Origin of the sequence: Rhodococcus sp. NPDC059234 (genome assembly GCF_042754225.1) — a bacterium.
Taxonomy (GTDB): domain Bacteria; phylum Actinomycetota; class Actinomycetes; order Mycobacteriales; family Mycobacteriaceae; genus Rhodococcus_G.
On sequence record NZ_JBHZAH010000095.1, the window covers coordinates 1 to 19863 of the forward strand.

At 69.9% G+C, this 19863-nt stretch carries 20 protein-coding genes; 15 read left to right on the top strand and 5 right to left on the bottom strand.

The window, feature by feature from the left end; all coding sequences use genetic code 11:
- Positions 1 to 100 precede the first annotated feature (100 nt).
- From ACFXGJ_RS18320 to ACFXGJ_RS18330, 3 genes are read right to left on the bottom strand one after another with little or no spacing between them, the layout of a single operon-like run.
- Positions 101 to 742 carry a Maf family protein gene (locus ACFXGJ_RS18320; protein WP_378622837.1) on the bottom strand — a complete coding sequence of 214 codons (642 nt, stop codon included), beginning with the start codon at positions 740 to 742 and terminating at the stop codon, positions 101 to 103.
- Positions 739 to 1035 carry an acyl-CoA carboxylase subunit epsilon gene (locus ACFXGJ_RS18325; protein WP_378622839.1) on the bottom strand — a complete coding sequence of 99 codons (297 nt, stop codon included), beginning with the start codon at positions 1033 to 1035 and terminating at the stop codon, positions 739 to 741. Before ACFXGJ_RS18325 ends, ACFXGJ_RS18320 begins: the two co-directional genes overlap by 4 nt.
- Positions 1032 to 2672, bottom strand: coding sequence for an acyl-CoA carboxylase subunit beta (locus ACFXGJ_RS18330; RefSeq protein ID WP_378622841.1), 1641 nt, complete (start codon positions 2670 to 2672; stop codon positions 1032 to 1034). The genes ACFXGJ_RS18325 and ACFXGJ_RS18330 overlap by 4 nt, the downstream gene beginning before the upstream one ends.
- A gap of 148 nt (positions 2673 to 2820) precedes the next feature.
- Between ACFXGJ_RS18330 and ACFXGJ_RS18335 the strand changes: the two genes are divergently transcribed.
- Positions 2821 to 3663, top strand: a complete 843-nt coding sequence (locus ACFXGJ_RS18335; RefSeq protein WP_378622843.1) for a biotin--[acetyl-CoA-carboxylase] ligase — start codon at positions 2821 to 2823, stop codon at positions 3661 to 3663.
- A 63-nt stretch (positions 3664 to 3726) separates the two neighbouring features.
- Here ACFXGJ_RS18335 and ACFXGJ_RS18340 read toward each other — a convergent pair whose 3' ends face one another.
- Positions 3727 to 4146, bottom strand: a complete 420-nt coding sequence (locus ACFXGJ_RS18340) for a hypothetical protein (RefSeq protein WP_378622846.1) — start codon at positions 4144 to 4146, stop codon at positions 3727 to 3729.
- 254 nt (positions 4147 to 4400) lie between these two features.
- Between ACFXGJ_RS18340 and ACFXGJ_RS18345 the strand changes: the two genes are divergently transcribed.
- Genes ACFXGJ_RS18345 through ACFXGJ_RS18365 form a run of 5 tightly spaced genes read left to right on the top strand, consistent with a single transcriptional unit; the run spans position 4401 to position 8661 of the window.
- Entirely contained in the window at positions 4401 to 4811 is a 411-nt protein-coding gene (locus ACFXGJ_RS18345) for a DUF6069 family protein (protein WP_378622848.1), read from the top strand.
- Positions 4808 to 5992, top strand: coding sequence for an AI-2E family transporter (locus ACFXGJ_RS18350; RefSeq protein WP_378622850.1), 1185 nt, complete (start codon positions 4808 to 4810; stop codon positions 5990 to 5992). Before ACFXGJ_RS18345 ends, ACFXGJ_RS18350 begins: the two co-directional genes overlap by 4 nt.
- A gap of 17 nt (positions 5993 to 6009) precedes the next feature.
- Positions 6010 to 6612, top strand: coding sequence for a PH domain-containing protein (locus tag ACFXGJ_RS18355; protein ID WP_378622852.1), 603 nt, complete (start codon positions 6010 to 6012; stop codon positions 6610 to 6612).
- 48 nt (positions 6613 to 6660) lie between these two features.
- Entirely contained in the window at positions 6661 to 7341 is a 681-nt protein-coding gene (locus tag ACFXGJ_RS18360) for a response regulator transcription factor (protein ID WP_378622854.1), read from the top strand.
- A 15-nt stretch (positions 7342 to 7356) separates the two neighbouring features.
- Positions 7357 to 8661 (top strand): sensor histidine kinase, encoded by a 1305-nt coding sequence (locus ACFXGJ_RS18365; RefSeq protein ID WP_378622856.1) that lies wholly within the window; start codon positions 7357 to 7359, stop codon positions 8659 to 8661.
- A gap of 60 nt (positions 8662 to 8721) precedes the next feature.
- Here ACFXGJ_RS18365 and ACFXGJ_RS18370 read toward each other — a convergent pair whose 3' ends face one another.
- Positions 8722 to 9273 carry a GtrA family protein gene (locus ACFXGJ_RS18370; RefSeq protein ID WP_378622858.1) on the bottom strand — a complete coding sequence of 184 codons (552 nt, stop codon included), beginning with the start codon at positions 9271 to 9273 and terminating at the stop codon, positions 8722 to 8724.
- Positions 9274 to 9394: 121 nt separating this feature from the next.
- Between ACFXGJ_RS18370 and ACFXGJ_RS18375 the strand changes: the two genes are divergently transcribed.
- From ACFXGJ_RS18375 to ACFXGJ_RS18415, 9 genes are all read left to right on the top strand, one after another.
- Positions 9395 to 10657 carry a 5-(carboxyamino)imidazole ribonucleotide synthase gene (locus tag ACFXGJ_RS18375; protein ID WP_378622861.1) on the top strand — a complete coding sequence of 421 codons (1263 nt, stop codon included), beginning with the start codon at positions 9395 to 9397 and terminating at the stop codon, positions 10655 to 10657.
- Between the two features lie 31 nt (positions 10658 to 10688).
- Positions 10689 to 11162: a 5-(carboxyamino)imidazole ribonucleotide mutase gene (gene purE, locus ACFXGJ_RS18380; RefSeq protein WP_378622880.1), complete on the top strand. Its 474-nt coding sequence runs from the start codon at positions 10689 to 10691 to the stop codon at positions 11160 to 11162.
- A 103-nt stretch (positions 11163 to 11265) separates the two neighbouring features.
- Entirely contained in the window at positions 11266 to 12372 is a 1107-nt protein-coding gene (locus ACFXGJ_RS18385) for a hypothetical protein (protein ID WP_378622863.1), read from the top strand.
- 76 nt (positions 12373 to 12448) lie between these two features.
- Entirely contained in the window at positions 12449 to 13123 is a 675-nt protein-coding gene (locus ACFXGJ_RS18390) for a TetR family transcriptional regulator (RefSeq protein ID WP_378622864.1), read from the top strand.
- 124 nt (positions 13124 to 13247) lie between these two features.
- Positions 13248 to 14408, top strand: a complete 1161-nt coding sequence (locus ACFXGJ_RS18395) for an acyl-CoA dehydrogenase (protein WP_378622866.1) — start codon at positions 13248 to 13250, stop codon at positions 14406 to 14408.
- Positions 14409 to 14477: 69 nt separating this feature from the next.
- Positions 14478 to 15668 carry a sensor histidine kinase gene (locus ACFXGJ_RS18400; protein WP_378622869.1) on the top strand — a complete coding sequence of 397 codons (1191 nt, stop codon included), beginning with the start codon at positions 14478 to 14480 and terminating at the stop codon, positions 15666 to 15668.
- A gap of 2 nt (positions 15669 to 15670) precedes the next feature.
- On the top strand, positions 15671 to 16363 hold the full coding sequence (locus ACFXGJ_RS18405) for a response regulator (RefSeq protein ID WP_378622872.1): 693 nt from the start codon (positions 15671 to 15673) through the stop codon (positions 16361 to 16363).
- 260 nt (positions 16364 to 16623) lie between these two features.
- On the top strand, positions 16624 to 17370 hold the full coding sequence (locus ACFXGJ_RS18410; protein ID WP_378622874.1) for an ABC transporter ATP-binding protein: 747 nt from the start codon (positions 16624 to 16626) through the stop codon (positions 17368 to 17370).
- Positions 17364 to 19820, top strand: a complete 2457-nt coding sequence (locus ACFXGJ_RS18415) for an ABC transporter permease (protein ID WP_378622877.1) — start codon at positions 17364 to 17366, stop codon at positions 19818 to 19820. The genes ACFXGJ_RS18410 and ACFXGJ_RS18415 overlap by 7 nt, the downstream gene beginning before the upstream one ends.
- Positions 19821 to 19863: the final 43 nt, after the last annotated feature.

Below are 19863 nucleotides of genomic sequence, written 5' to 3' on the forward strand. Positions count from 1 at the left end.
GCGCGGCGGCGGGTAGGTAGGGCCATCGGAGCGGCGAGACGACAGCCGTCGTCCGGATCACGCCGGACAGTCGATCGTTCGAGTCGGGGAAGTGCCGCCGTCAGTGCGGGCGGTTGACCGTCCACAGGTCGGAGATGCCGACCCCGACCTCGCCGAGCAGTCGGCGGACCAGCGGCAGGCCGATGCCGATCACGCTGGACGGGTCGCCCTCGATGCGGTCGATGAACCAGCCGCCGAGTCCGTCGAGGGTGAAGGCGCCGGCGACCTGCATCGGTTCGCCCGAATCGAGGTAGGCCTCGAGGTCGTCGCCCGACGGCGTCCCGAAATGCACCACCGTCGCGCTGTCTGCGGCGGCCTCGGTGGTGACGGCGCCGTTACGCACCCGCAGGACGCAGTGGCCGGTCAGCAGGGTGCCGCTGCGGCCCGCCATCGAGCGCCAGCGGGCGCGGGCGACGTCCGCGGTATGCGGCTTGCCCTGGAGTTCGCCGTCGATCAGCAGCATGGAGTCGCAGCCGATCACCACGGCGTCCGTGAGGATGTCGGCGGGAAGGTCCGGCAGGACCGCCGACGCCTTGGCCCGGGCCAGCTCCGTCACGACGTGCTGCGGAGTGGCCCGGGGTCCGAGCGCGGTCTGGATCGCGTCCTCGTCGACGCCCGAGACGTGCACGTGCGGCTCGATCCCCGCCTTGCGCAACACGATGCGTCGCGCAGGCGAGGCCGAGGCGAGGACGAGCCGGGTCACGCCCGGTTCTGGAACGAGTACGGCGAGAACGGTGCGCGCGCCCGGTGCATCTTCGCCGGGTCGCCCCAGTGCTCGGGCGGGGTCGTGTCGACCGGGGCCTCACCCGAGGAAGCGGCGGCGAACACGGCGACCAGAGCGGCTACCTCGGCGTCGGTCGGCGAGCCCTTGACCACCTTGATGACCGGCAATTGCGCACCTTCGGTTGCGGCCACCGCGGCAGCGTCGACGGTCGCGGCGGCTTCGGAAAGCACCTCGACGTCCTCGAGTGTCGTCTCGCGAGTCGTAGCTGTCACAGCGGAATGTTCCCATGCTTCTTGGGGGGAAGGGTAACCATCTTGCGCTCGAGCAGGCGCAGCGCCGCGACGATCTGCCCACGGGTGTGGCTCGGCGGGATGACCGCGTCGACGTAGCCACGCTCGGCCGCGACGTACGGGTTGACGAGGGTGTCCTCGTACTCGTTCTGCAGCTCGAGGCGCAGCGCGTCCACGTCGGCGCCGGAAGCAGCGGCGTCCTTGAGCTGCTTGCGGTAGACGAAGCCGACGGCGCCGGAGGCGCCCATGACGGCGATCTGGGCGGTCGGCCACGCGAGGTTGACGTCCGCGCCCATGTGCTTGCTGCCCATCACGTCGTACGCGCCGCCGTAGGCCTTGCGGGTGATGACCGTGATCTTGCCGACGGTGGCTTCGCCGTACGCGTAGAGGAGCTTGGCGCCGCGACGGATGATGCCGTTGTACTCCTGCTCGGTGCCGGGCAGGAAGCCGGGCACGTCGACCAGGGTGATGATCGGGACGTTGAACGCGTCGCAGGTGCGCACGAAGCGTGCGGCCTTCTCGGAGGCGTCGATGTCGAGGCAGCCGGCGAACTGCATCGGCTGGTTCGCGACGATGCCGACGCTGCGGCCGTCCACGCGACCGAAGCCGACGATGATGTTGGCGGCGCGCTCGGCCTGAACCTCGAGGAACTCGTCGTCGTCGAGCAGGCGACGGATGACCTCGTGCATGTCGTACGGCTGGTTCGCCGAGTCCGGGATCAGGGTGTCGAGCTCGAGGTCCTCGGCGGTGAGCGAGTCCTCGATCGAACCGACGATCGGGTCGGACGGCTCCAGGCGCGGCGCGGCGGCCTGGTTGTTGGACGGCAGGTACGAGAGCAGGTCCTTGACGTAGTCGAGGGCGTCCTGCTCGCCGGAGGCGACGTAGTGCGCGACGCCGGACTTGACCATGTGGGTGTGGGCGCCGCCCAGGTCCTCCATGGTGACGTCCTCGCCGGTGACGGTCTTGATCACGTCGGGGCCGGTGACGAACATCTGCGAGGTCTGGTCGACCATCACGACGAAGTCGGTCAGTGCGGGGGAGTAGACGTGGCCGCCGGCGGCGGGACCCATGATCAGCGAGATCTGCGGGATCACGCCGGAGGCCTGCACGTTGCGGTGGAAGATCTCGCCGTACAGGCCGAGCGAGACGACGCCCTCCTGGATGCGAGCGCCCGCGCCCTCGTTGATGCCGACCAGCGGACGACCGGTCTTGAGGGCCAGGTCCATGACCTTGACGATCTTCTCGCCGTAGATCTCGCCGAGGCTGCCGCCGAAGACCGTGGCGTCCTGGGAGAACACGCAGACGTCGCGGCCGTCGATGGTGCCGTAGCCGGTGACGACGCCGTCGCCCGCCGGACGGTTCTCCGCGAGACCGAAGTTGACGCTGCGGTGCCGGGCGAGCGCGTCGAGCTCGACGAAGGAGCCCTCGTCGAGGAGGGCGGTGATCCGCTCGCGGGCGGTGAGCTTGCCCTTCGCGTGCACCTTGTCCACCGCGGCTTCGCCGCTCGGGAACTTGGCTTCTTCCTGACGTCTCTGCAGGTCAGCGAGCTTTCCTGCGGTCGTGTGGATATCAGGGGTGTGCGTCGCCTCTTGCGCGGTGGGCTCCTGGACACTGGTCATGGGCAGAGAGCTTATCGACTACCCCTCCACCCCTGTCGAGCGAGGTCAGCTTGCGTTCAATCATTGAACCTAAGCTACTGACGGGTACGGAAATCGTCCGTGGGCGACGTGATCGCGGGCGATACCGAGTCGGTCCTACCCTCGAACCATGTACACGGACCTGAACCGGCCACCACTTGGCGTCGACGCGTTGCGCAAGGCGCTCGTGAGCACCGGACCCGACGGTGACCCACGCGCCTTCTACTCGACCCTCGACATCGTCGAGGAGACCGGCTCGACGAATGCCGACCTGCTCGCCCGCGCAGCGGATTCTGCGCTCGATCGAGCGGTCCTGATCGCCGAGTACCAGGACCACGGTCGCGGCAGGCACGCGCGCAGCTTCGTCGCTCCGCCGCGTTCAGGAATCTCGGTGTCGGTCCTGCTCCGGATGCCGGGCCTGCCGCTGGACCGGATGGGTTGGCTGCCGCTGCTGACCGGTGTCGCCACGGTCAACGCGCTGCGCTCGGTCGCGGAGGTCGACGCCGTGCTCAAGTGGCCCAACGACGTCCAGATCGACGGCAAGAAGGTTGCCGGCATTCTCGCCGAGGTCGCGGCGACGTCGCCGGTCCCGTCGGTCGTGGTCGGCGTCGGTCTCAACGTCACGATCACGGAGCAGGAACTGCCGGTCCCGACGGCGACCTCGCTGCAGCTCGCCGACGCCGCGACCACCGACCGGGACACTCTCGCCCGGGCCCTGCTGCGCGAGCTGGCCCTGCAGTGGTCGGCCTGGCGCGACGACGAGTGGCGCACGGATGCGCTGGCCGCGGACTACCGCGCGCGCTGCGGGACCCTCGGTCAGCGCGTGCGGGTCGAGTTGCCTGCCGATCGTGAACTGCTCGGTCTGGCATCGGATGTCGACGAGCAGGGCCGGATCGTGGTGCGGCCCGACGGCGGCGGCGAGCCGGTGGCCGTGTCGGCCGGAGACGTCACGCATCTGCGACCGCAGGTGTGACACACGACGAACGGGGACGTGGACCGGCAGGTCCACGCCCCCGTTCGGGGTGTCTCGGAACGGTCAGACGCGATCGGTGTCCCAGGTCGTGACGGCCCAGATGACCACGACGTCGAGCGCGATGATCAGGATCGACCACAACGGGTAGTACGGCAGCCACAGGAAGTTCGCGATGATCGAGAGCGCCGTGAGGAAGATCGCGGCGATTCGCGCCCAGGTCGCGCCGCTGAGCAGCGCGAAGCCGGTCAGCGCGATCAGGATGCCCACCACGATGTGGATCCAGCCCCAGGTGGTGATGTTGAACGAGTAGGTGTACTCGGGCCCGACGACGAGGACGTTGTCCTTGGCGACCGCGGAGATGCCTTGGAAGATCTGGAGGATGCCGACCGTCAGCAGCAAGATCGCTGCGGCGATCGAAGCGCCTGCCGCAAAGCCCTGCTTGACACCGTTGTCCGTGCGATTCGCAGCCGAATGATCCGTCATGGCAGATCCTCTCCTGTTGAGTGTGCCGAGTCTGCTTGAGCAGTGTCCGATCTGTGAGGTCCCTGCACCTCATCCGTTGTGGGTGACTTTCGGTGCGGATGAAGCAGCGGCGGGGAGTCATCCGTCGCGGGTGATGCCGCGACGGCCGCCCCGGTGCGAGTGTCGGTGTGAAGCCTGACCGCAGGCGCGAAAGGGGCTACGCGATGACGAGTTATCCGGGCGGCACCTCGGGCCAAGGTGCGCCGGACCAGCGCGTGAGAGAGGTTGCGGCGGGGAAGTTCTGGGCGGGAGCGTTCGCGGCGGCGCTGGTCACCGCACTGTCCGCGCTGGTCGTCACGCTGATCGTCCGTGCGTTCGGCGTGTTTCCGCTGGCACCGCCGTGGCTGGTCGAGACCACCGTCTCGGTCCGATTCGCGATCCTCGGGTTCGTCGCCGCGCTGCTCGGTGCCGCGCTGCTCTACCTGCTGCTCGTGACCACGCCGGGCGGGGACTCCTTCTTCGGCTGGATCGTCGGCCTGCTGACCCTCGCTTCGGTGGTGCTGCCGTTCGTCTACGACGCGACCACCGGCGAGCGGATCGCCACCAGCCTCGTGCATCTGGCGATCGGGCTGCCGATCCTCGGACTGTTGCCCGGCGTCGGCGACCGAGCCGCGGTGTGGAGGTGAGGCCCCACGCTGCGGCGCCGCCGCCGCCGCCGGCATCGGAGGGGTTGCCGCGCGGGCTGGTCGTGCTGCTCGGGATGGCAGGCGCTGTCGTCGCGGTGGCCGGGGTCAAGTCGTTCTCGGGTGTCGTCGGTCCGGTCTTCCTCGCGCTGATGCTCGTGGTCGGCGTGCAACCACTGGGAACCTGGTTGCAGCGCAAGGGTGCACCGCGGTGGGTCGCGGTCGTCGCGACCTTGCTCGCGGTCTACGCGATTCTGCTCGGGCTCGTCGCGGCGCTGGCCGTGTCGATCGCCCAGCTCGCCACCCTGCTGCCCGACTACGCGGACAAGGCCAATCAGCTCGTCGCCGACGTGCAGTCCTGGCTCGCGCAGCTCAACATCGGGTCCGACCAGGTGGACAAGGCGTTGTCCAACATCGACTTCGGCAAACTGGTCGGCCTGCTCGACAACATCCTCCGTGGACTTCTGTCGGTGTTCTCGAACCTCTTCTTCATCCTCGCGCTGCTGATCTTCATGGCCTTCGACGCGAGCACGTTCGGCGAGCGGATGCGGGCGGTGGCCTACGCGCGTCCCGACATCGCCTACGCCTTCTCGTCGTTCGCCGGCGGCACTCGCAGCTACCTCATCGTGTCGACGGTGTTCGGGCTGATCGTCGCCGTCATCGACGCGGGCGCGTTGTGGGCCATGGGGATTCCGCTGCCGATCCTGTGGGGACTGCTCTCGTTCATCACGAACTACATCCCGAACATCGGCTTCGTCATCGGGTTGATCCCGCCGGCGCTGATCGCCCTGCTGCAGGGCGGGCCGATGCTGATGATCTGGGTGATCGTGGTCTACAGCGTCATCAACGTGATCATCCAGTCGGTGATCCAGCCCAAGTTCGTCGGCGACGCAGTCGGGTTGTCGGTCACGCTGACCTTCCTCGCCCTGGTGTTCTGGGGTTGGGTGCTCGGCCCGCTCGGGGCGTTGCTCGCCATTCCGATGACGTTGCTGGTGAAGGCGCTGCTGCTCGACATCGATCCGACCACCCGGTGGGCGAATGCGCTGATCGCGGAGTCTCCGCCGACCGCCGAGGAACTCGCCACCGCCGCGCAGGAGGCCGCAGCGCGGGCCGCTGCGATGCACGAGGAGGCGGAGGCGGAGGTCGAGGAGGCCGCGGAGGAAGTACTGCCGGACCCCCGGTAGGTGGCAGACTTTCCCGAATGGGTTACCCGGACGACGCGCTCGCCGCGGACGAGGAATTGCTGCTGCACCGGCATCCGCACTGGAAGATGCTGCTGCTGCCCGCCGTCACCTTCATCGCGGCGACCGCCGTCGCCGGATTCGTCGGCGGGCTCGCGCAGGCCCGGCTCGACGGCACCGCCCGCACCGTGGCGCTGCTGGTGATTCTCGTGGCCTGGCTCGCGATGGTCGGCTGGCGTTGCCTGGGTCCGCTGATCACCTGGAAGTCCACCCACTTCATCGTCACCGACCGCCGGGTGCTGATCCGGCACGGCGTCTTCACACACACCGGTATCGACATTCCCATGGGCCGGATCAGCAACGTGCAGTTCCGGCACGGCCTGCTCGACCGGATGCTGCGAACGGGCACCCTGGTGATCGGCTCGGCGGCCGACGATCCGCTCGAGTTCGACGACGTTCCGGACGTCCAGCGCGTCCACTCGCTGCTCTACCACCAGGTGTTCGACGCGATGAACCTGCAGCGCGACGAGCGGGGTGCGGTCGATTTCGGGGTATCGGATCCGGACCTTCCGGATAACGACGACACGGGGAGTCGTCGGGCGCGGCGCGGCTGGCGGCGCTGAAGCGCGGCAATGGGGCGAAATCCGCACCGGGCTCCGTACTGTGGTGTCGTGACTGCTGTACTTCTTGCCGAAGACGATGAGGCGATTGCCGCGCCGCTCTCGCGCGCGCTCGGCCGCGAGGGCTACGACGTGACCGTCGAACAGTCCGGTCCCGCGACCCTCGAACTGGCCCTGAAGGGGTCCTTCGATCTGCTGATCCTCGATCTCGGGCTGCCCGGGATGGACGGACTCGAGGTGTGCAGGCAACTGCGGGGCGCCGGATCGGACCTGTCCGTGCTGATGCTCACCGCCCGCACCGACGAGGTCGACTTCGTCGTCGGACTCGACGCGGGCGCGGACGACTACGTGGGCAAGCCGTTCCGCCTCGCCGAGCTGATGGCCAGGGTGCGGGCCCTGATGCGCCGGCGTGGCGGCGGCGACGACGCGGTGCTCGAGGTCGGCGACATCCGGCTCGAGCCGGCGGCCCGTCGCGTGATGGTCGGCGGCACGGAGGTCGCGCTGGCCAACAAGGAGTACGAGCTGCTCAAGGTGCTGCTCGACCGCGCGGGCGAGGTGGTCTCGCGCGACATCATCCTGCAGGAGGTCTGGGGCGACGCGGACCTGCGCGGATCCAAGACCCTGGACATGCACATGTCGTGGCTGCGGCGGAAGATCGGCGACGAGGGCCCGGTCGCCGAGCGACGCATCGCCACCGTTCGCGGTGTCGGGTTCCGCCTCAACAACGACTAGCCGTCGCGGACCGACATGCGCAGCCGGATCCTGCAGTCCATCCTCGCCGTCGTCCTGGTCACCGGACTGCTGCTCGGTCTGCCGCTGATGTACACGGCCTGGCTGTGGGTCGAGGACTTCACCCGCAGCGACCTGCAGGCCCGGCTGAACCGGCTCTCTGCCGAGATCATCTCCCAGGAGGGACAGACCGGGCTGGTGGTCGGCGCGCTCGACCTGGGTTCACTCCGGCTGGCTGTGCCCGAGGGCGGCAAGCTGTCCGTGACCTACCCGACCCCGTCCGACCCCGATGCGCGGGTCGACATCGGCGCGGAGACTGTCGAGTCCCCGCTGATCGAGTCGATCTCGATGGGTAGGTCGGGAGCGCTGCGGCTCGAAGCCCCGTCGGAGTCGATGCGCTCCCTGCAGCGCCAGGCGGTCGGCGCGGTCGCCCTGGTCGTGCTCGCCTCGCTCGCGGCGGGCGCCGGGGTCGCGAGCGTGACCGCGCGGCGACTCGCGGACCCGCTGCAGGACGTCGCGGACCGAGCCGCACGCCTGGCCAAGGGCGACTTCCGGAAGGACTCGCGCCGGTACGGCATCGCCGAGCTGGACCGGGTCTCCGACGTGCTCGACGCCGTCACCGTCGAGATCGCGGGCAGGCTCCAACGCGAGCGCGCACTCGTCGGCGACGTCTCCCATCAGCTGCGCAGCCGGTTGACCGCGGTCCGGCTCAGGCTGGACGAGCTGTCCGTGCACCCGGACCCGGCGGTCGTCGACGAGGCGAACGAGGCGATGGCGCAGGTCGACCGGCTCACCCGGGCGATCGACGAACTGGTGCGCTCGTCCCGCAACACCGGAGGCGCCCAGGAGTCGGTGTCGGTGGTCGGCGAGCTGGCCACCGTGGTTTCCGAGTGGCAGCGCCAGTACCAGCAGGCCGGACGCGCCCTGGTGCTGCGCGGCGAGCGTGCGGTTCGCTCCTCGGCCACGCCCTCCCGGCTGCGGGAGGCCGTGTCGGTGCTCGTGGACAACGCGCTCATGCACGGCGGCGGGACCTGCACGGTGTCGGTCCGGATGGTGCCCGGCGCGTCGCCGCGGCACGAGGCGATGGTGCGCGTCGAGGTCGCCGACGAGGGCGAGGGCATCAGCGACAAGCTGGCGCCGCACATCTTCGACCGCGGGTTCTCGGGGGCCGGGTCCACCGGCGTCGGGCTGGCGCTGGCGCGGGCGCTGGTGGAGGCCGACGGCGGCAGGCTCGACCTGCAGCGTCGTCGGCCGGCGCAGTTCGCGGTGTTCCTGCCGACCGAGCCGGACGGCGAGCCGACACCGACGGTCGAGCCGCGTTAGCCGTATCGACGGCCGACTCGCCTGCTCGTCAGCTGTATCGACGGCCGACTCGCATGCTCGTCAGCTGTGCCCGAGCTCTTCCTCGGCCAGTTCCTCCGGGGTCGGGTCGAAGTCGCTCGACGCCCGTGCGTTCTCCTCGGGGAACGCGAACCGTCGCAGTGCCCAGAATCGGAACACCATCTGCAGCAGGTTGCCGATGACGTAGTTCAGGACGAAGTCGATGATCACGACCTTGGACACGTTGCCCTGGTCGGACCTGATGTCGAACATGTTGTTCGCGATGAACATCGGCGCGGCGGCAAGCACCACCCCGACGGCGCTGATGGTGAAGAACAGCAGGGCCTCGTGGTGCCGCTCGCGGCCGCCGCGGTTCTTGAACGCCCACTCGCGGTTGAGGATGTAGCTGAGGATGGTCGCCAGCACACCGGAAATGATCTTCGCGACGGTCGGCTTCTCCTCCAGCACCGTGAAGATCAGCGAGTAGAAGACAGCGAGGTCGAACACCATGGTCGTGCCGCCGACAATCGCGAACTTGACCAGTTCGTGGTGACGCAGCACGACGTCCCGCAACGGCTTGGGGACGCGGCTCAGCGCCTGATCGACAAAAGACACAACGGATGACTCTACGAAATGCTCGGCCGAGTCTGTTAACTGACACCCCGGATCACAGGTTGCTCTCAGGTGCAGGACTCGGCGCACTCGCGCGGACGCCGACGTGACACCATGGTGAGCCGTGAGCGTCGATCCCGGATCCCAGCACCGCCCCAGTAGTCCGCGCGACCCGAATGCCGGCCTGCCGGTGGTCGCCATGATCGGTGGCGGGCAGTTGGCGCGGATGACCCACCAGGCCGCCATCGAACTCGGTCAGTGCCTGCGGGTGCTCTCCGGCGGCGCCGACGAGCCCGCGGCGCAGGTGAGCGCGAACGTCGTGCTCGGCAGCCACACCGACCTCGCGGCGCTGCGTGCGGTCGCCGTCGGGTCCGACGCGCTGACCTTCGACCACGAGCACGTCCCGACCGAGCACCTCGAGGTGCTGGTTGCCGAGGGCGTCAACGTGCAGCCGCCGCCACAGGCGCTGATCTTCGCCCAGGACAAGCTCGCGATGCGTCGCCGGCTGTCCGAACTCGGCGTGCCCGTGCCGGCGTTCGCCGAGGTGACCTGGGCCGGCGACGTGGAGCGGTTCGGCAACGAGCACGACTGGCAGATCGTGCTCAAGGCGGTCCGCGGCGGCTACGACGGTCGCGGGGTGTGGATGCCGTCGGACGCCGAGGAGGCGGAGGAGATCGTCACCGCACAGCTCGACATGGGTGTGCGGCTGATGGTCGAGCAGAAGGTCCCGATGCGCCGCGAGCTGTCCGCGATGGTGGCTCGCTCGCCGTTCGGGCAGGGTGCCACCTGGCCGGTGGTCGAGACCGTCCAGCGCGAGGGACAGTGCGCCGTGGTGATCGCGCCCGCCCCGGAGTTGCCGGACGAGCTCGCCGCGCAGGCCGAGCAGCTCGCGCTGCGGATCTCCGCCGAACTGGGTGCCGTCGGCGCCATGGCGGTCGAACTGTTCGAGACCACCGACGGTGCCCTCGTCGTCAACGAACTGGCGATGCGTCCGCACAACTCCGGGCACTGGACCCAGGACGGCGCGCGGACCTCGCAGTTCGAGCAGCACCTGCGCGCCGTGCTCGACTACCCGCTCGGTGACCCGGCGCCGATCGCGCCGGTGACGGTGATGGCGAACGTGCTCGGTGCGGCAACCGCGCCGGCGATGAGCATGGACGAGCGGCTGCACCACCTGTTCGCGCGGATGCCCGACGTGAAGGTGCACATGTACGGCAAGGGCGAGCGCAAGGACCGCAAGATCGGCCACGTCAACGTGGTCGGCGGATTCGGCGGGTCGCTGGACGACCCCGCCTACGTGGCTGCGGTGCGTGAGCGCGCCGAGCGTGCCGCGCACTGGCTTTCGCACGGAGAATGGACCGACGGATGGGACAACCACGGTGAGTGACACTTCGAACGGGCCGCTGGTCGGCCTGATCATGGGCAGCGACTCGGACTGGCCGACGATGGAGGCTGCGGCCGAGGCGCTGGCCGAGTTCGGGATCCGGTTCGAGGTCGGCGTGGTGTCCGCGCACCGCACCCCGCAGCGGATGCTGGACTACGCCCGTGAGGCGGCCGACCGTGGGCTGAAGGTGATCATCGCGGGTGCCGGCGGCGCCGCGCACCTGCCCGGCATGGTCGCGTCGGCGACCGCGTTGCCGGTGATCGGTGTCCCGGTCCCGCTGAAGTACCTCGACGGGATGGACTCGCTGCTCTCGATCGTGCAGATGCCCGCGGGCGTGCCGGTGGCCACGGTGTCGATCGGCGGGGCGCGCAACGCGGGCCTGCTCGCGGCGCGGATCCTCGGTGCCTCCGACCCGGCACTGCGTGCGGCGATGGAGCGATTCCAGGCGGGTCTCGAGTCGATGGTGCTGGAGAAGGACGCGGCACTGCGCTCGAAGTTGCTCGGCTGAGGGCGGGTTTCGGTCAAACGGCTGACCGCAGGGGAGTTCGCGGGGTTGAATGACGGTGTCCTATTACGTTTGATGCCGTATCGAATTCCGTGGGAGTGTCCTCATGCCTGCTCCGCTCGACGAATACCCGATCCACCAGACGCCGCTGTCGATGGCGCGAGTCGCCACCAGCGACAAGAACTTCTACGACCGGTCCTACTTCAACGCGATCGACACCGGGGGTGAGCTGTTCCTGGTGACCGGGTTCGGCGTGTACCCGAATCTCGGTGTGACCGACGCGTTCGCCACGATCCGCAAGGGCGACAGGCAGTGGGCCGTGAAGTTCTCCGACGCGCTCGAGCACCGGTCGATGGACCTCGCGGTCGGCGGCTACCGGATCGAGGTGATCGAGCCGCTGCAGAAGCTGCGTGTGGTGTGCGAGGGCGACGGCGAGGGCGGGCTCGGCTTCGATCTGACCTGGGAGGGCACCTGCCCCGCCGTGCAGGAGCAGCCGCACCTGCTCCTGACCAGCCTGCGGCCGCAGCTGGACACCAGCCGCTTCGCCCAGACCGGCGCCTGGACCGGTGTGATCTCGGTCGACGGCGAGGACATCGCGGTCACCCCCGACCGGTGGATGGGCAGCCGCGACCGCTCCTGGGGCATCCGCCCGGTCGGCGACGGTGACCCCGCCGGTCGCCTCGTGGACGAGCCGTCCGAGGGGTTCTGGTGGATGTACGTGCCGCTGCGGTTCGAGGGCTTCTCGATCATCGTCATCGTGCAGGAGAGCCCCAACGGGTTCCGGACCCTCAACGACGCGACCCGCGTCTGGGACGACGGCCGCGTCGAGCAGCTCGGCTGGCCGCGGCTGGACATCAAGTACCACTCGGGCACCCGGCGGCCGTTCGCGGCAACCCTGCACATGACGGCGGCCGACGGCAGCGCGGTCACCGTCGAGGTCACCCCGCGGGACGGCATCGCGCTGCACGTGGGCGCCGGCTACGGCGGCGACCCGGAGTGGTCGCACGGCCAGTGGCGTGGCCGGAACTGGAGCGCCCGCGACGTCTACGACCTCACCGACCCGGCGATTCAGGGCCGGATTCCGTTCGGTGTCTGCGAGTACCCGGCCAGTGCCACCTGCAACGGCATCCCCGGCGCGGGCATGTTCGAGCACGGCAGCCTGGGCCGGCACGATCCGACCGGCTTCGCCGACTGGAGCTCGGTCGCGCCGTAGGCGCCCGCTTTGCCCGTGAGTCCTTCCGGCGTCCGTGTGGGCCGGAAGGACTCACGGCTCGGCCTACGCTGTGCGCATGCCCGATGATTCAGATCGCTTCCGGCTCCGGGTGGTGTCGGAGGCGCTTCGCCTGTTCTCCGAGAAGGGGTACGAGGCAACCAGCGTCGACGAGATAGCCGAGGCCGCAGGTATCTCGCGGCGGACGTTCTTCCGGCAGTTCCGCGCGAAGGAGGACGTGGTCTTCGCGGACCACGAGATCCTGCTCGAGCAGGCCGCGGTGTTCCTCGCCGCCGAGCACGAGGACCCGTGGGCGGCGGTGTGCGACGCCGCCATGATCGTCTTCGAGCGGTTCTCGCACTGGCGGGACATGGCCAGCCGTCGGTACGCGGTCGTGCACGGGGTGCCCGCGCTGCGTGACCGCGAGATCGTCGCCGGGTTTCGGTACGAGCGGCTGTTCGTCGAGTACCTGCGGCGGGAACTGCCGGACGCACCCGACCTGGCGATGGTGCAGTTCGCCGCCTCGGTGACCGCGACCCACAACTACCTGCTGCGGCGGATGGTGCGCGACGGGGCCGCCACGACGTCGGCGGAACTGCGGTCCGCGCTCGCGGAGCTCCGTCGGGGCGTCGGCCGGCGCGCGGCGGGGGACGAGGTCGGCGACGACATGGTGGTCGCGGTGTTTCCGCGGGGGACCGCGCCGCGGCAGGTGGCCGACCTGGTCGCGCGCAGGCTGGAGCGGGACGGACTCTAGCTACTGGCACTCGGTGCCGCCCGATGGCACGTAGTACCTGGCGGATGCTTCTTCCCTTGGAGTATGATGGCCGAAGAATGGCACTGAGTGCCGCGCCACACGACTCTGCATGAGGAGCATCCAGATGGCTGGAAACCCGGATTTCGACCTGTTCAAGCTTGCCGACGAGCACGACGAGCTGCGTTCGGCGATCCGCGCCCTCTCCGAGAAGGAGATCGCGCCGTACGCCAAGGACGTCGACGAGAACTCCCGGTTCCCCGAGGAGGCGCTGACCGCGCTGGTGAACTCGGGCTTCAACGCCATCCACGTGCCCGAGGCCTACGACGGCCAGGGCGCCGACTCCGTCGCCACCTGCATCGTGATCGAGGAGGTCGCCCGCGTCTGTGGCTCGTCCTCGCTGATCCCCGCCGTCAACAAGCTCGGCACCATGGGCCTGATCCTCAACGGCTCCGAGGAACTCAAGCAGCAGGTGCTCCCGCAGCTCGCGTCCGGCGAGGCGATGGCCTCCTACGCGCTCTCCGAGCGTGAGGCCGGCTCCGACGCGGCGAGCATGCGCACCCGCGCCAAGGCAGAGGGCGACGACTGGATCCTCAACGGCTCCAAGTGCTGGATCACCAACGGCGGCAAGTCTTCCTGGTACACGGTCATGGCCGTGACGGACGCGGACAAGGGTGCCAACGGCATCTCCGCGTTCATGGTGCACAAGGACGACGAGGGCTTCGTCGTCGGCCCCAAGGAGAAGAAGCTCGGCATCAAGGGCTCGCCCACCGCGGAGCTGTACTTCGAGAACTGCCGCATTCCGGGCGACCGCATCATCGGCGAGCCTGGCACCGGTTTCAAGACCGCGCTGCAGACGCTCGACCACACCCGCCCGACCATCGGTGCGCAGGCCGTCGGCCTGGCCCAGGGTGCGCTCGACGCCGCGCTCGCCTACACCAAGGACCGCAAGCAGTTCGGCAAGTCGATCTCCGACTTCCAGGCCGTGCAGTTCATGCTCGCGGACATGGCGATGAAGGTCGAGGCCGCCCGCCTGATGGTCTACACCTCCGCCGCCCGCGCCGAGCGCGGCGAGAAGAACCTCGGGTTCATCTCGGCCGCCGCCAAGTGCTTCGCTTCGGACGTCGCGATGGAGGTGACCACCGATGCCGTGCAGCTGTTCGGTGGCGCCGGCTACACCACCGACTTCCCGGTGGAGCGGATGATGCGCGACGCCAAGATCACCCAGATCTACGAGGGCACCAACCAGATTCAGCGGGTCGTGATGTCCCGCGCGCTGCTCAAGTGAGCTGACGACTGTGTCCGATCCGGAGGCCGGTGAGCTCGCTCACCGGCCTCCGGTGTCTACGCTGGATCCATGCCCCGATTCCCGTTGAGCGAGCGCTGGTACCGCTGGAGCGCCGCGCACGTCGTCGGGATCGACCGCACGATCGCTGTCGTGCTCACGCTGATGTGTGGCCTGCTCACGCTCACCTCGGGCGAGACCTGGACCGGGCTGGTCGTCTCACTCGGCATGACCGTGCCGCTCGCCTGGCGCCGGACCCGGGTCGCGGCCGCAGGGCTCACCGTGGCGGGCTTCTCGGTGCTGCACCTGGTGGTCGTTCCGCACACCATGCTGCCCTCGGTGATCGTGGTGCCGATCGCGGTGTACGCCCTGGCTGCCTACGGCCCACGCTGGGCCAGCAGCTGGGGGCTGGTCCTCGCCGTTCTCGGCGCGATCGGCGCCGGGATGCGGTACTTCGGCGGCGAGGCCACGACCTGGCAGGGCAAGGTCTTCCTGACGGCCTTCCTCATCGTGTTCGTCGTCGCGGTGTGGGCGTTCGGCGACCTGCGCCGGGTGCGGAACCAGGAACTCGCCGGGCTCACCGAACGGGCGCGGCTGCTCGAACTCGAACGCGCGCAGGAGGCGGAGATCGCCGCCATCAACGAGCGCACCCGGATCGCCCGGGAGATGCACGACATCGTGGCGCACTCGCTGACCGTGGTGATCGCGCAGGCGGACGGCGGGCGGTACAGCGCCAGGGCAGACCCCGAGGCCGCGATCGCCGCACTGGAGACGATCTCGGAGACGGGACGTCAGGCGCTCACCGACATGCGTGCGCTGCTGTCCGTGTTGCGTGAGGATCAACCACGTGAAACCAGCTCGACCCCACAGGTTTCCGACATCGACGCGCTGGTCGCCGACCTGCGTGACGGCGGCCTCGAGGTGGATCTGCGCGTCGAGGGCGAGCCCGGTGAGCTCTCGACCGGTGCCGGGCTGACCGCCTACCGGATCGTGCAGGAATCCCTGACCAATGTGCTCAAGCACGCCGGACCGGCCGCGCACGTGGTGGTCACCGAGCAGTGGACCGAGGGTCTCCTGGTGTTGACCGTCGTCGACGACGGCCGGGGTGCGTCGGGGGCCCTGGTGGCCCCGAGTGCCGGCGGTCAGGGAGTCATCGGGATGCGCGAGCGCGCCGAGCTGCACGGCGGCGGGTTCGAGGCGGGGCCCGTGGTCGGCGGGGGCTACCGGGTTCGTGCCGAATTGCCCTACACGAGAAAGGTGTGACCATGTCAGAGGGGACGGATCCGATCCGGGTCGCGCTGGTCGACGACCAGCAGTTGGTGCGGGCCGGGTTCCGGATGGTGATCGACTCCCAGCCGGACATGAACGTCGTTGTCGAGGCGTCCGACGGCGAGCAGGCCCTGCGCGAGCTCGCGCGCGTCCCGGTGGACGTGGTGTTGATGGACGTGCAGATGCCGAACATGGACGGGATCGAGGCGACGCGGAGATTGGCCGCGCTGGAGTCCTCGCCGAAGGTGGTCGTGCTGACCACGTTCGACAACGACGAGTACGTGGTCGGCGCGATCTCGGCCGGAGCCAGCGGGTTCCTCCTCAAGGACGCGCAGCCGGAGGAACTGCTCGGTGCGCTGCGGACCGTCTTTCGGGGTGACGCGGTGATCGCCGCCCGCTCCACCCGCCGACTGCTCCAGCACGTCGGACCGATGCTCACCGGATCGACCACCGTGGAGCGGCCGCAGCTGCCGGCGGACATGACCCCGAGGGAGGCCGAGGTACTCGAGGCCATGGCGCACGGACTGTCGAACTCCGAGATCGCGACGAAGTTCTTCGTGTCCGAGGCCACCGTGAAAACTCATGTGGGGCGGGTCCTCTCGAAGACGGGCTCGCGCGACCGCGTGCAGGCGGTGGTGTTCGCGTATCAGACGGGGCTGGTGCAGCCGGAGGACCTCCTCGGCGGATAGCCCGGACGGCGCGCACACTCCGGCGGAACTCCCGGCCGTTGATCTCGATCGCGGTGCGGGAGCGTTCGTCGACGAAGTCGCAGAAATAGCTGCCCACTTGGTGATTCGGCTCGAGCCTGCAGCGCCGCGCGGCCAGCGCATGACCCGCAGCTTGTGCAGGTTCACGGGAGTCCGAGTCCTACCCCGGTATGACTGCGCCGCCCGCAGATCCGTCTGCGCTCCGACGCGCCACCGTCGACCGCGGCCATAGCGTCGAGCGCATGACAGAAAACTCGACAGCAGCCGCCCGTGCGGTCGCCCTGACCAAGTTGTACGGATCGGGCGAGGCGACGGTCCGTGCGCTCGACTCGGTGGACGTGGAGTTCCACCGAGGCGCGTTCACGGCGATCATGGGGCCGTCCGGCTCGGGCAAGTCGACGCTGATGCACTGCCTCGCGGGTCTCGACGTCGCGTCGAGCGGGCGGGTGTACCTGGGGGAGACCGATCTCACCGGGCTCGGCGACCGCGCGCTCACCGAAATGCGCCGTGAACGCATCGGATTCGTCTTCCAGGCCTTCAACCTGCTGCCGGTGATCACCGCGCAGGAGAACATGCTGCTGCCGATGCGGCTGGCGGGCCTGCGTCCGGATCCCGGCTGGATGGCGCAGGTCGTCACCCAACTCGGCCTCGACGAGCGGCTCGGGCACCGACCGCACGAGCTTTCGGGCGGTCAGCAGCAGCGCGTGGCGGTAGCGCGGGCGCTGTTGCCGAGGCCGGACGTGATCTTCGCCGACGAGCCGACCGGAAACCTCGACTCGCATGCGGGCGCCGAGGTTCTCGCGCTGCTGCGTGCCAGCGTGCGGGAGGTGGGGCAGACGGTGGTGATGGTCACCCACGACCCGGTTGCCGCGTCCTACGCGGATCGCGTCGTGCTGTTGGCGGACGGCCGTCTCGCGGGGGACATCGACGGACCGACGCCGGATTCGGTGATCGGGGCGATGCGCGATCTCGGGGCACGAGCGTGCTGAGCCTGACGATGGCGCAGGCGCGCGCGCATGCCGGGCGGTACCTCGCCTCGGTGCTCGCGATCCTGATCGCGGTGGCGTTCGTCGTCGCGACCCTCGTCCTCGGTGCCACCACCGAAGCCGGCGTCACCAATTCGCTTGCCGGACAGTATCGAAACACCGATGTCGTGGTCGCGGACGCCGGCGAGGCGGATCAGGCGCAGCGCACCGCCGAGGCGATCGGACGACTACCCGGGGTGCGCGCCGTGACGACCGATGCGAGCGCGCCGGTGTACGTGACCGCGGCCGGTCACCCGAAGGCGTTCGGTGTCGCCACCTCGCTCGCGGGGGACGACGGTCTGCGCTGGCAGAGCCTGACCGAGGGCCGCTTCCCGGCCGCGCCCGGCGAGGTAGCGGTGGACTCCGGTGCCGGGCTCCCGATCGGAACGCCGGTCGCGGTGGGCGTCGAGGGCACGGGCGCCGGCGAGGCCGTCGTCGTGGGGCTGGTCGACCTCGGTGGCAGCGCACAGCGGCTGCAGGGGACGTCGGTGTTCGCCACCGCCGACCAGCTCGCGACGTGGACGTCCGGTCGCGGGGCGCACGAGATCCGCGTGTCGGGCGGGGGAGTGGACGCCTCCCGTCTGGTCGACACCGTGTCGGGTGCACTGGGGCCGGACGCGACCGTCCGGACGGGTGCGGAGCAGGCGAGCGCGGCCTCGGCCGGCTACCTCGGCGACACCGACGCCATCCGCAACGTGCTGCTCGCGTTCGCGGCGATCGCCGTGGTGGTGTCGGGCCTCGTGATCGCCAACACGTTCGCGGTGCTCGTGGCGGCGCGCACCCGCGAGATGGCGCTGCTGCGGTGCGTCGGCGCCACCGGGGACCAGGTGCGCCGCGCCGTGCGGATCGAGGCGCTGGTGGTCGGGGCGATCGCGTCCGTCGCGGGGGTGGCGGCCGGGGTGGGCCTGGCCTGGGCGGTGACGCGCGTCGCAGGCGCGATGGACGCGCCCGTCCCGTTGGGCACACTCGCCGTGTCACCCGTCGCCGTGGCGGCAGGCCTGGCGGTGGGCCTGGTCGTGACGTATCTGGCCGCGGTCTCGCCCGCCCGCGCAGCGACCAGGGTCGCGCCGCTTGCCGCACTGACGCCGGTCGAGGCGCGGCCGGAGCTGGCGGGGTCGTCGTGGATGCGCCGCGCCGGCGGTGCGGCCGGTGTGCTCGTCGGCGCCGCGGTGCTGACGGTGGGCGTCACCGGTGAACACGTGATGGTCGCCTGCGGCGGCGGGATCCTGCTGTTCCTCGGGGTGGTGTTGTTGGGCCGCACCATCATTCCGGCCGCCGTCGCCGCCGTCGGACGTGCTCCCGCCCGGTGGGCCGGACCGCTCGGCGAACTCGCCGTCGGCAACGCGCGCCGGAACCCCCGTCGAACCACCGCGACCGCGACCGCCTTGCTGATCGGTATCACCGTGACCGCGACGATGGTCGTCGGCATCGCGACCGTCGACACGGCCGCGCCCCGGGCGCTGGACGAACAGTTCCCGGTCGACGTGACGGTCGAGAGCAGCGGGCATGGCGGTGTGCCCGCCGACCTCGAGCGCGCGATCGGCGGCATGGACGGGGTGACCGCCGTCGCCCCACTTCTGCGCGCGGAGGCGACCACACCCGACGGGACCCGTCTGGCGCTGTCGGGGGTCGATCCCGACCTGACCCGCGCGACGCTGCGGGTGCCGCTGGCCTTGCCCGAGCCCGGCCAGATCTCGTTGTCGCCGGGGCAGATCGAGGCGCTCGGCACCGCGGCAGGCCGGCGGCTCGAACTCAGCGACAACGGCATCACGCGGTCGTTGACGGTCGCTGCAGGCACCGCGGGGCAGCCGGCCCTCGTCGGTCGGGCCGACGCCCTGGCCCTGGCCTCGGGCCCGGTCACCGCGTCCGTGTGGGTCCGGCTCGCGGACGGATTGAGCGACGATCGGATCAACGCGGTGCGCAGCGAGATCACCGATGCGGCACACGGCCTCGATCCGACCGCGGAGATCGGCGGCGCGGTCGCGATGCGCGCCACCCTCTCGTCGGTCCTCGACACCCTGCTGCTGATCGTGGTCGGCCTGCTGTCCGTCGCCGTCCTCATCGCGCTGATCGGAGTCGGAAACACCATGGCGCTCTCGGTCATCGAGAGGCGGCGGGAGTCCGGACTGCTGCGTGCGGTCGGCGTCACGCGAGGGGGACTGCGGTCCCTGTTGATCTACGAGGCGGTCCTGGTGGCGGTGGTCGCATCCGTGATGGGTGTGGCCCTCGGACTGGTGCTCGGCGTCGCCGGAACCGCGTCTGTGTTCGGTCCCGACAAGCTGGTGTGGACGTCGGTGCCGTGGTTGACGCTTGCGGGGATCGTTCTGGTCGGCGGCTGTGCGGGGGTCGTGGCCGCGGCGCTGCCTGCACGTTCGGCAGCCGCGGCGACGCCGGTGCAGGCGCTCGCGGGCTGACCGGAACGGGGCGGGTCGGGACGGACGGCACTGCGTGCCGCAT

What these genes read in the sequence shown, in the direction of transcription:
- ACFXGJ_RS18395 (WP_378622866.1), top strand. Translation starts at nt 13,248, where the DNA reads ATGGCTGGAAACCCGGATTTCGACCTGTTCAAGCTTGCCGACGAGCAC.
- ACFXGJ_RS18390 (WP_378622864.1), top strand. Translation starts at nt 12,449, where the DNA reads ATGCCCGATGATTCAGATCGCTTCCGGCTCCGGGTGGTGTCGGAGGCG.
- ACFXGJ_RS18340 (WP_378622846.1), bottom strand. Translation starts at nt 4,146, where the DNA reads ATGACGGATCATTCGGCTGCGAATCGCACGGACAACGGTGTCAAGCAG.
- ACFXGJ_RS18330 (WP_378622841.1), bottom strand. Translation starts at nt 2,672, where the DNA reads ATGACCAGTGTCCAGGAGCCCACCGCGCAAGAGGCGACGCACACCCCT.
- purE (WP_378622880.1), top strand. Translation starts at nt 10,689, where the DNA reads ATGGGCAGCGACTCGGACTGGCCGACGATGGAGGCTGCGGCCGAGGCG.
- ACFXGJ_RS18400 (WP_378622869.1), top strand. Translation starts at nt 14,478, where the DNA reads ATGCCCCGATTCCCGTTGAGCGAGCGCTGGTACCGCTGGAGCGCCGCG.
- ACFXGJ_RS18335 (WP_378622843.1), top strand. Translation starts at nt 2,821, where the DNA reads ATGTACACGGACCTGAACCGGCCACCACTTGGCGTCGACGCGTTGCGC.
- ACFXGJ_RS18355 (WP_378622852.1), top strand. Translation starts at nt 6,010, where the DNA reads ATGGGTTACCCGGACGACGCGCTCGCCGCGGACGAGGAATTGCTGCTG.
- ACFXGJ_RS18385 (WP_378622863.1), top strand. Translation starts at nt 11,266, where the DNA reads ATGCCTGCTCCGCTCGACGAATACCCGATCCACCAGACGCCGCTGTCG.
- ACFXGJ_RS18410 (WP_378622874.1), top strand. Translation starts at nt 16,624, where the DNA reads ATGACAGAAAACTCGACAGCAGCCGCCCGTGCGGTCGCCCTGACCAAG.
- ACFXGJ_RS18365 (WP_378622856.1), top strand. Translation starts at nt 7,357, where the DNA reads ATGCGCAGCCGGATCCTGCAGTCCATCCTCGCCGTCGTCCTGGTCACC.
- ACFXGJ_RS18405 (WP_378622872.1), top strand. Translation starts at nt 15,671, where the DNA reads ATGTCAGAGGGGACGGATCCGATCCGGGTCGCGCTGGTCGACGACCAG.